Source organism: Boseongicola sp., assembly GCF_057460485.1.
Window position 1 is genome coordinate 1 of the sequence record NZ_JBVCWP010000248.1, and the last position, 5,844, is coordinate 5,844.

Sequence of the window (5,844 nt, forward strand, 5' to 3'; positions counted from 1 at the left end):
CCGCCGCCACCAAAGCCGCCCTGACGCCCGCCGCCTTCAAAGGCCGCGTGACCAAATCGGTCGTAGGCCGCCTTTTTATCGGCGTCCTTCAGAACTTCATGGGCCTCATTCGCTTCTTTGAACTGTGCTTCGGCTTCAGGGTTATCGGAGTTGCGGTCGGGATGAAGCTCTTTCGCCTTCTGGCGATAGCCCTTCTTGATCTCGTCAGCCGACGCGCCCTTCGAGACCCCAAGAATCTCGTAATAATCACGCTTTGCCATCTGATGTCGTTCCTTTGCAACGCGAGAGCCGGCCTGAACGGGTCAGGCCGGCCCTCGCGTTCGTCGTGTCGCCTTTAGGCGCGCTTGTCGTCGTCGAGGTCTTCGAAGTCGGCATCAACGATGTCGTCGTCTACGCCGCGCGTTTCCTCATCTGGATCAGCCTCGCCCGAAGCTTCTTGCTGCGACTTGTAGATCGCTTCGCCAAGTTTCATTGCCGATTCCGTCACGTTCTGGATGCCGCCGCGGATTTTGCCCGCGTCTTCGGTTTCCATCTGCTCGGTCAGGTTGGCAATGGCCAGTTCGATGACTTCGATCGTCGTTGGATCAACCTTGTCTTTATGCTCTTCCATCGCCTTTTCAGTCGAGTGGATGAGACTTTCCGCCGCGTTCTTGGCTTCGACAAGATCTTTGCGATCCTTATCAGCCTCGGCATTAGCCTCAGCGTCTTGGACCATCTTTTCGATATCCTCATCAGACAGACCGCCCGAGGCTTGGATCGTGATCTTATGCTCTTTGCCGGTGCCTTTGTCTTTCGCGGTGACCTCAACGATGCCGTTGGCGTCGATGTCAAAAGTCACTTCGATCTGCGGCAGGCCGCGTGGCGCAGGCGGGATACTCTCAAGGTTGAACTGGCCCAGCATCTTGTTGTCCGTAGCCATTTCACGCTCACCTTGGAACACACGCAAAGTCACGGCATTCTGGTTGTCTTCCGCAGTTGAGAAGATCTGCGACTTCTTCGTCGGGATCGTTGTGTTGCGGTCGATCAAGCGCGTGAAGACACCGCCCAGTGTCTCGATACCTAGCGACAATGGCGTGACGTCAAGAAGGACCACATCCTTCACGTCGCCTTGCAGAACACCGGCCTGAATGGCGGCGCCCAGCGCAACCACTTCGTCCGGGTTCACGCCCTTGTGTGGTTCTTTACCGAAGAACTTGGTTACTTCTTCAACAACGCGCGGCATCCGGGTCATACCACCAACAAGAACAATTTCGTCAATGTCCGACGTGGACAGGCCGGCATCTTTCAAAGCAGCCTGACATGGCTTGATTGAGTTCTTGATCAGATCAGACACAAGGCTTTCCAGCTTTGCACGGGTCAGCTTCATGACCATGTGCAGCGGCTGACCGGTATCTTTGTTCATCGAGATGAACGGCTGGTTAATCTCTGTCTGGCTGGACGACGACAATTCGATCTTGGCCTTTTCAGCCGCTTCTTTCAGACGCTGAAGCGCCATCTTGTCCTTCGTCAGATCCGCGCCGTGTTCCTTTTTGAACTCAGCAGCAAGGTAGTTCACGATACGCATGTCGAAATCTTCGCCGCCAAGGAACGTGTCGCCGTTGGTAGATTTAACTTCGAACAGACCGTCGTCGATTTCCAGAATGGTGATGTCGAACGTGCCGCCGCCAAGGTCATAGACCGCGATAGTCTTGGTCTCTTTCTTGTCGAGACCATAGGCAAGGGCCGCCGCGGTCGGCTCGTTGATAATTCGCAGGACTTCAAGGCCCGCGATCTTACCGGCGTCTTTCGTCGCCTGACGCTGAGCATCGTTGAAATAGGCCGGGACCGTGATAACGGCTTGCGTGACCTCTTCACCAAGATAGCTCTCGGCGGTTTCTTTCATCTTTTGCAGTATGAATGCAGATACCTGCGACGGCGAATACTTCTTGTCGCCCGCCTGCACCCATGCGTCGCCGTTGCCACCATCGACGATTTCGTAAGACATGATGTCTTTGTCTTTAGCGACTTCAGCGTCGTCGACCCGGCGCCCGATCAGGCGCTTCACCGCAAAGATGGTGTTTTCAGGGTTGGTGACGGCCTGACGTTTTGCAGGCTGGCCAACGAGACGCTCGCTGTCTGTGAAAGCGACGATCGACGGTGTCGTGCGTGCGCCTTCTGCGTTTTCGATGACCCGCGGCTGGCTGCCGTCCATGATAGCGACGCAGCTGTTTGTCGTACCAAGGTCAATACCGATTACTTTACCCATGCTCAAATCCTCTATTCTGGCGATTGTTGGGGCTCTGGCCCATTATGGCACCTCAGGCCCCATCCCAAGGAATGTGACTCCCCTATCGGGTTATCACGGCTTCGTGGGGTATATAGGTGGGTGAATATGAGCCTGCAAGCGGTCGAACGCTGTGATTTGGACCTAAATTTCCGGAATTATGTGAATGCCTGATCTGTTTAACGCAACACCTAGCCAACCTGTCGATCTTAATGGCGCACAGATCTGGCCCGGCTGGCTCGATTTGACGGCGCAGGCCGGCATGCTTGAAAATCTGCGCGCAGTCGCCCGCGCGGCACCATTTCGCCAGTATCAGAGTCCCGGCGGGCGTAAGATGAGTGTGCGCATGACGGCGGCAGGTGCGGTCGGCTGGATGATAGATAGTTCAGGCTATCGCTACGCGGACCGTCACGCCGGTGGCGGCGCGTGGCCGGATATTCCCGCATCAATTCTAGACGTCTGGCGGGCAGTGTCCGGCAGTGACACTGACCCCGATAGCTGTCTGGTGAATTTCTACGGCGAGGGCGCAAGGATGGGGCTTCATCAGGATAAGGACGAAGCGGATCTTCACTGGCCAGTGGTGTCGATCTCGCTTGGCGATCCAGGGCTCTTTCGGGTCGGCGGCAAGGATCGCAAAGACCCGACGAAAAGCCGTTGGCTTGCTTCCGGCGATGTGGCTGTACTGTCAGGTCACGCTCGGCTGGCATTTCACGGTATCGACCGCATCCAATTCGGAGCATCCGATTTATTGCCGGATGGCGGCCGGATCAACGTCACTCTGCGGGTGGCGCAATAGTGCAGCAGCCCGAATAAAGACCGGGCTCGCGGAAGCCGTTGTCCAGGGCATTGTCAGACACCAGCATATCCACTTCGATCCCATAAGCGCGGTCAGACATGCCGTCGCGACAGGCCCGCATCCGGATCGACAGCGTCACATCGATTGGCCCTGCGTCTGGCGACATAAGACCACCACGGTAAAAATACCGATCGCGCTGCGACTTTGAGGCGAAAACTCCTGAGATAAAGCCCTCGGCGACCGGCACATCTGGCATCGACAATAAGACAGCGGGGTCGTCAAAAGTAGTCGACCAGAAAGGCTCTGTGCCGAAACACTGGGTTATGGCCGGGAACGCTGGTTGCGGCTGTTTCGTTTGCCGCGCAAGGTACGTCAAAGACACCCAGCCGATGCCCTCGTTGACGTTCACAAGACCCCATGTCAGATCGTCGTTTGGGCGGATCACTTCGATATCAGACGTATCCGAGGGCAGGGTGGTCAGCACGTCTCCCGCCCTATCCGGGTCCGAGCGAACGTTCAGAACGTCGTTGTCCAAAACGCCGATCACATCATGAAGCGCCGGCCAACTGTGTTGCGAGGCGACCGCCGGGCCGGTCAGCGCCAGCAACAGGCAAATCGCCCGAATCACCTTGCCGCGTCCCAGCTTAGCGATGCGCGCCGTGACGTATAGAACACACCGATGATCCCGATGGCGAGCAGCACAAGTGAGACCCACAGCGGATACATCAGCGACGATTTCATCGGATTATAGTTCAAAAATATAAATCCTCTGCCCTGATCAATGATGTGAAACAGAGGATTCCATGCGAACATCGCCACCATATGCGCTGGGAGCGTGTTGGCCACGAACATTTTTCCCGAGGCAAACATGTTTGCCCGCGAGTATATCTGCATGATGATGGCCGTCCCTTTTGGCAGCCACGGCTTAAGCGCCAGCAAGACCATGCCAACCGCGCACCCCGAAAACCACGCCAGCACCAGCATCATGCAAGCGCCAAAAGGTTGCGCTATCTCGATCGGGGTCCAGACAAGGTGATACACCACCAAAATCGCGATCATTGAGACGATCTGAATATAAAACGCGCCGAGGGCCGAGGCGCAGACCGCAATAACCTGGTTCATCGGCCGGTGCTGCATCATCGGCGACGTTGGCCCTTCCGAGCCCATAACAGCGCCAACCGATTTGACGTGCGTCATGAAGACAAAGATGCCGGACATCACATACAGCAGGAAATCCCCCCGGATCGCGTTCCCACGAAGCCCCAACACGTCGAGAAGGACGAAAAATGCCCCGACCATGATCACCGTCTGCAAAATATTGTAGAGGATTGCGACGGTCGCATCGCGATGCGTCTTTCTGATCGAACGTACAGTGTTGTGGAAGACCAGCACCAGAATCGTGGCTGCGCCATGCGCCAGCGATGTTCTGCTTTCCGTCTGAAACATTTTTTGTCCCGCTTGCATGTTGCCCAAAGTCGCGGTGCCTTTGCGCCGTCGGCTCTTGTCGTTGCCCCGCAGGCGCAGCATAACGCTGCCAAGACGTGTTTTTCCAGACTGAAGGGATGCCCGGTGGCGGATTTTGACCGGCCTGACATGGTTGCAACATTCCGGCGGCTCGCGCTTTTGGGTGGGGAGGCTATCCTCGAGGTCTACGGCCGCGATGATTTCGGTGTGCGTTCGAAGTCTGATGAAAGCCCGGTGACCGAAGCCGATGAGGCCGCCGATCGCGTGATTTCTGCCGGGCTGCGCGCTGCGTTCCCCGACATCCCACTGGTGACCGAAGAGCAATCGGACACGCACAATCTATCGGTTTCGACTTTTCTGATCGTTGATCCTCTCGACGGGACCAAGGAATTCGTCCAGCGCCGAGGAGACTTCACCGTCAATATCGCGATGGTCGAAGACGGCGTTCCAACGCTTGGCATCGTTTATGCGCCCGCCAAGGGGCGTCTGTTTTACACCACAGCAACAGGCGCCGCCGTGGAAGAGGCCGGCGACTTCACCAAGGATGTGCCCGGTCCAACAACGCCGATCCGCGTCAGCACGGCAAATAATGCCGCCTTGCGCATCGTCGCCTCAAAATCGCATCGAAGCCCGGAACTTGAAGCCTACATCGACCGCTACCAGGTGGCCGACAGCGTTGCGGCGGGGTCTTCGCTGAAATTCTGTCTGGTTGCCGTGGGCGAGGCCGACTTCTATCCGCGCCTTGGACCAACGATGGAGTGGGACACGGCCGCAGGCGACGCAGTTCTGCGCGGGGCCGGAGGCGCTGTTGTCGATCGGACGACGCTGAAGCCGTTGGCTTACGGCAAGGCAGACTTCCGAAATCCGCATTTTCTCGCCTATGCGCCCACCGTCGATCTACAGCCGGAGTAGGCCATGAAGGCGGCGGATGATCCCAGTCAGCGTCATCGTTGCCGGCCATCAACAGCCCGATTGGCTTCGGCGGTGCCTGACGGTGCTTGCGTAACTGGACTGCTCCACTTTTGAGATTGTCATCGCAGCCGACGAAGACGGGCTTTCGGGCTTAGTCGATCATCCTGCGCGTCCGTTCATCAAAACCGAAATCTGCGCGGAACCGATCATTTCGCAAACACCCAAGGCCGACCTTGCCCTTGCGGGAGGCGACCTGGTTGCGCCTATCGACGAGGAGGCATGCGCCAGAGCCGCTCTGACTGCACTATGACGCCGCAGCTTTGAACCACACCGGCGCTGCTGTGTGCATGGGACATGTTCGCGGTCGCACCTGCATCAGCTTCCAGTTGTGCGCCGAATCGGTGGATAC

Annotated in this window: 6 protein-coding genes; 2 read left to right on the forward strand and 4 right to left on the reverse strand. The window is 57.3% G+C overall.

All coding sequences use genetic code 11. From position 1 onward, the window contains the following. Together AC221Y_RS19350 and dnaK are read right to left on the reverse strand one after the other, a co-directional pair. A partial coding sequence (locus AC221Y_RS19350) for a DnaJ domain-containing protein (RefSeq protein WP_486708077.1) occupies nucleotides 1–260 on the reverse strand: 260 nt, incomplete at its 3' end. A 74-nt stretch (nucleotides 261–334) separates the two neighbouring features. After that, nucleotides 335–2,245, reverse strand: coding sequence for a molecular chaperone DnaK (dnaK, locus tag AC221Y_RS19355; RefSeq protein ID WP_299752023.1), 1,911 nt, complete (start codon nucleotides 2,243–2,245; stop codon nucleotides 335–337). 184 nt (nucleotides 2,246–2,429) lie between these two features. Here dnaK and AC221Y_RS19360 point away from each other — a divergent pair, with 184 nt between their 5' ends. Beyond that, nucleotides 2,430–3,059, forward strand: a complete 630-nt coding sequence (locus AC221Y_RS19360) for an alpha-ketoglutarate-dependent dioxygenase AlkB family protein (RefSeq protein ID WP_486708078.1) — start codon at nucleotides 2,430–2,432, stop codon at nucleotides 3,057–3,059. Here AC221Y_RS19360 and AC221Y_RS19365 read toward each other — a convergent pair. Both AC221Y_RS19365 and AC221Y_RS19370 read right to left on the reverse strand, forming a co-directional pair. Continuing rightward, a complete protein-coding gene (locus AC221Y_RS19365; RefSeq protein ID WP_299752018.1) occupies nucleotides 3,037–3,687 on the reverse strand; it encodes a hypothetical protein in 651 nt (216 codons plus the stop codon). The genes AC221Y_RS19360 and AC221Y_RS19365 overlap by 23 nt on opposite strands. Further along, nucleotides 3,684–4,505 carry an ABC transporter permease gene (locus AC221Y_RS19370; RefSeq protein ID WP_486708079.1) on the reverse strand — a complete coding sequence of 274 codons (822 nt, stop codon included), beginning with the start codon at nucleotides 4,503–4,505 and terminating at the stop codon, nucleotides 3,684–3,686. The genes AC221Y_RS19365 and AC221Y_RS19370 overlap by 4 nt, the downstream gene beginning before the upstream one ends. 147 nt (nucleotides 4,506–4,652) lie before the next feature. Between AC221Y_RS19370 and cysQ the strand changes: the two genes are divergently transcribed. After that, nucleotides 4,653–5,435, forward strand: coding sequence for a 3'(2'),5'-bisphosphate nucleotidase CysQ (cysQ, locus tag AC221Y_RS19375; RefSeq protein ID WP_299752070.1), 783 nt, complete (start codon nucleotides 4,653–4,655; stop codon nucleotides 5,433–5,435). The last annotated feature ends 409 nt before the right edge of the window (nucleotides 5,436–5,844 follow it).